4 protein-coding genes are annotated in these 4,398 nt (G+C 70.5%); all 4 read left to right on the forward strand.

From position 1 onward, the window contains the following. Positions 1-850: amidohydrolase family protein (locus tag GKQ77_RS28320; protein WP_219691773.1), on the forward strand; the 850-nt coding region annotated here is incomplete at its 5' end. 143 nt (positions 851-993) lie between these two features. Next, positions 994-1,761, forward strand: a complete 768-nt coding sequence (locus tag GKQ77_RS28325) for a response regulator transcription factor (protein WP_219691774.1) — start codon at positions 994-996, stop codon at positions 1,759-1,761. Positions 1,762-1,937: 176 nt separating this feature from the next. Continuing rightward, positions 1,938-3,440 carry an MFS transporter gene (locus GKQ77_RS28330; protein WP_219691776.1) on the forward strand — a complete coding sequence of 501 codons (1,503 nt, stop codon included), beginning with the start codon at positions 1,938-1,940 and terminating at the stop codon, positions 3,438-3,440. Positions 3,441-3,589: 149 nt separating this feature from the next. Then, positions 3,590-4,366, forward strand: a complete 777-nt coding sequence (locus GKQ77_RS28335) for a TetR/AcrR family transcriptional regulator (protein WP_219691778.1) — start codon at positions 3,590-3,592, stop codon at positions 4,364-4,366. The last annotated feature ends 32 nt before the right edge of the window (positions 4,367-4,398 follow it).

Consider the following 4,398-nt stretch of genomic DNA (forward strand, 5'->3'; position numbering starts at 1 on the left):
GTTCTGGGGGCGGCTCGGGGTGCCGGGGCTCATCGACGTACACACGCACTTCATGCCGGAGCGGGTGCTGCGCAAGGTCTGGGCGTACTTCGACTCCTACGCGGCCGGCGGCGGGGTGGAGTGGCCCATCAGCTACCGGCATGAGGAGGAGCGGCGGGTCGAACTGCTCGGGGAGTTCGGGGTGCGGGCCTTCACCTCGATGATCTATCCGCACAAGCCGGGGATGGCGAAGTGGCTCAACGACTGGGCCGACGGTTTCGCGCGCCGCACGCCCGGGTGCCTGCGGACCGCTACCTTCTTCCCGGAGCCGGGGGTCGAGGGGTATGTGCGGGACGCCGTCGAGTCGGGGGCGCGGGTCTTCAAGGCGCATGTGCAGGTGGGGGGTTACGACCCCAATGACGTGCTGCTCGACCCCGTGTGGGGGCTCCTCGCCGAGGCCGGGATCCCGGTGGTGACGCACTGCGGGTCCGGGCCCGAGCCCGGCAAGTACACGGGGCCCGCCGCGATGGCGCGGCTGCTCGCGCGGCATCCGCGGCTGCGGCTCGTCGTGGCGCACATGGGGATGCCCGAGTACGCCGACTTCCTCGCGCTCGCCGAGCGGTATGAGGAGGTGCGCATGGACACCACCATGGCGTTCACCGACTTCAGCGAGGGGTTGATGCCGTTTCCGAGGGAGGAGTCGGGGCGGCTGATGGAGCTGGGGGAGCGGATCTTGCTGGGCAGCGACTTTCCCAATATTCCGTATGCGTACGTTCATCAGCTGGAGGCGCTGGAGCGGCTTGGGTTGGGCGATGAGTGGATGCGGGGGGTGCTTTACGGGAATGGGGCCCGGCTCTTCGGGGTGGGGTGAGCCGAGCCCCCTCCTGCGCGTGGGCCGAGGCCCCTCCTGCGCGCGAGCCGAGCCCCCTGCGCCGCGCGAGCCGAGGCCCTTTCTCAGGGAATTCACAGCTTCGCGCAAGAGTGCTCTCAGGGGCGCGGCCCAGCCTGTGGGGCATGACCACGACCACGCCCCAGGCGCGTACCGAACTGCTCAGGCCGGACGGTAGCCCCGTCCGCGTACTCGTGGTGGACGACGAGGAGTCGCTCACCGAGTTGATGTCCATGGCCCTGCGGTACGAGGGCTGGCAGATCCGCAGCGCGGGGGACGGCGCGGGCGCGGTGCGGGTCGCGCGCGCGTTCCGGCCCGACGCCGTGGTGCTGGACATGATGCTGCCCGACATGGACGGCCTCTCCGTCCTCGGCAGGCTGCGCCGGGAGATGCCGGACGTGCCCGTGCTCTTCCTGACCGCGAAGGACGCGCTGGAGGACCGGATCGCCGGGCTCACGGCGGGCGGGGACGACTACGTCACCAAGCCGTTCAGCCTGGAGGAAGTGGTGGCGCGGCTGCGCGGGCTCATCCGGCGGGCCGGGGCCGCGGGCAAGCGCGGTGAATCCACCCTGGTGGTGGGGGACCTGACCCTGGACGAGGACAGCCACGAGGTGACGCGTGGCGGGGACTCGATCCATCTGACCGCCACCGAGTTCGAACTGCTCCGCTACCTCATGCGCAATCCGCGGCGCGTGCTCAGCAAGGCGCAGATCCTCGACCGGGTGTGGAACTACGACTTCGGGGGCCAGGCCAACGTGGTCGAGCTGTACATCTCGTATCTGCGCAGGAAGATCGACGCCGGGCGGGAACCGATGATTCACACGCGGCGCGGGGCCGGGTATCTGGTCAAGTCCGCCCTGCCCGCGCCCGTACCGGCCTCCTCTGGTTCCTGAGGCGTGGGCTCCGGCGTCGGGCGGCGCCGGGGATACCGTCTTGTACGGCGTATGGGAGATGTTCTACGGTGTACGTGGCCTGATCCTCGTACACCGTAGAGCCAGGTATCCCAGGCGCCGCGCGAGACACCATCGCGGGCGCCCCGCCAGGCACCACGCCCCACCAAGGAGCCCGCATGACGGCGACGACCGCCGAGACGTTGGCCGCCCCGCCCCGGCACCCGCAGCGCTGGCTGATACTCGGCGTCATCTGTCTCGCCCAGCTCACCGTGCTGCTCGACAACACCGTCCTGAGCGTCGCGATCCCCTCCCTCACCCGGGAGCTGGACGCGTCCACGTCCGACATCCAGTGGATGATCAACGCGTACTCGCTCGTGCAGTCCGGGCTGCTGCTCACCGCGGGCAGTGCCGCCGACCGCTACGGCCGCAAGAAGATGCTCATCGCGGGCCTCGCGCTCTTCGGCATCGGCTCGCTCGTCGCGGCGTTCGCGCAGTCGTCCGCGCAGCTCATCGCCGCCCGCGCGGGGATGGGGATCGGCGGCGCGCTCCTGATGACCACGACCCTCGCGGTCGTCGTACAGATCTTCGACGACACCGAGCGCGTCAAGGCGATCGGCCTCTGGTCGACCATCAACTCCCTCGGCTTCGCGGCCGGTCCGCTGCTCGGCGGGTTCATGCTGAACCACTTCTGGTGGGGCTCGATCTTCCTGATCAACATCCCCGTGGCGCTGATCGCCCTCGCCGCCGTCGCCAGGATGGTGCCCGAGTCCAAGAACCCGCGGGGCGACCGCCCCGACCTGCTCGGCGCGCTGCTCTCGACGATCGGCATGGCCTCCGTGGTCTACGCGATCATCTCCGGCCCCGAGCACGGCTGGACGTCCGCGCAGGTGCTGGTCGCTGCGGCCACCGGTGTGCTGGTGCTCGGCGCGTTCGTGCTCTGGGAGCTGCGCATCCCTTACCCGATGCTGGACATGCACTTCTTCCGCAACCAGCGGTTCATCGGCGCGGTGGCGGGCGCGATCCTCGTCGCGTTCGGGCTCGCCGGTTCCCTCTTCCTCCTCACCCAGCACCTCCAGTTCGTCCTCGGATACGAGCCCTTGGAGGCGGGCCTGCGCACGGCGCCCCTCGCGGTGACCATCGTGGCCCTGAACCTCACCGGCGTCGGCGCGAAGCTGCACGCCAAGCTGGGCACGCCCGTGACGATCCTGTCCGGCATGAGCGCCCTCGCCGCGGGCCTCGCGGTGATCGCGCTGCTCGGCGGCGACGACTACAACGGCATGCTCGCCGGGCTCGTCATCATGGGCGCGGGCATCGCCTTCGCCATGCCGGCGATGGCCAACGCGATCATGAGCGCCATACCGGTGGAGAAGGCGGGCGTGGGCGCGGGCGTCAACGGCACGCTCGCGGAGTTCGGCAACGGCCTCGGCGTCGCCGTCCTCGGCGCGGTGCTCAACTCCCGCTTCGCCTCGCTGGTGGCGGTCTCCGCCGCGTCCTTCCCCGCGGCCATGGCGGCGGCCAAGTCGTCGGGCGAACGGGAGCGGATCGCCGACGCGTTCGCCTCCGGCCTTGAGACGAGTCAGCTGGTGGGCGCGGTCGCGGTCTTCCTCGGTGGTGTCCTCGCGGCGGCGTTGCTGCGCAGGGCGGAGAGGGCGGACTCCGTGCGGAAGTCCGCGGCATAGCAGCGGAAGTCCGCGGCATAGCATCGGGGGGAGGCGTGGGTGGAGCACTTCATTCCGGATCATTCGGGATCCTTCCGGATCCGCCGTTCGCCTCCCCACAGCGCTCCGGGCCGACGAGTCGGCCCGGGCCCCGACCAGGAAGGTGCGCCATGGCCAAGGCAGCCGGCCGCACGAACAACCCGGCGCGGACGAGCGTCTGGCTGCAGGGCAAGGCACCTCGCGGTGGCGGCCGCAAGGGCGACCAGCCGAGCGGGCTCGACCGGGACCGCATCACCGAGGTCTCGGTCCGGCTCCTGGACGCGGAGGGTCTCGCCAAGTTCTCCATGCGCAGGCTCGCCGCGGAGCTGAACGTCACGGCGATGTCCGTCTATTGGTACGTGGACACCAAGGACGACCTCCTGGAACTCGCCCTGGACTCGGTCTGCGGCGAGATGCGGCTGCCCGGCAAGGAGGCGCCCGCCGAGGCCTGGCGCGAACAGCTCCGTTCCCTCGCCGACGAGTACCGCGCGCTGCTGATCCGCCACCCCTGGGTGTCGCCGCTCGTCGGCCGCTTCCTCAACATCGGCCCGCACTGGCTGGAGTTCGCGCTCGCGGTCCAGCGCGCGGTGGGGCACACGGGGCTTCCCGTGGAGAAGCGGAACGGGGCGATCTCGGCGGTCTTCCAGTTCGTGTACGGCTTCGGGACCATCGAGGGCCACTACATGGCGCGGTGCGCCGAGGCGGGGATGACCCAGGACGAGTACTACCGGGAGGCCACCGGGAAGGTCCAGGTCGAGCTGGCGTCGCACGAGATCATGGAGAGTGCGGGGGAGTTGATGGCGGCGCGGGGTGGGGGCACGGTCGAGGAGATGTGGGAACGGGACTTCACGATCGCCCTCGATCTCATGATCGCGGGGATCGAGTCTCTCCTGCCGGGGGGCGGGTAGCGGGGCGCCCTTCCTCGCCGTCGCGGCTGCCC

This window comes from Streptomyces anatolicus (genome assembly GCF_019400875.1).
Classification (GTDB): domain Bacteria; phylum Actinomycetota; class Actinomycetes; order Streptomycetales; family Streptomycetaceae; genus Streptomyces; species Streptomyces anatolicus.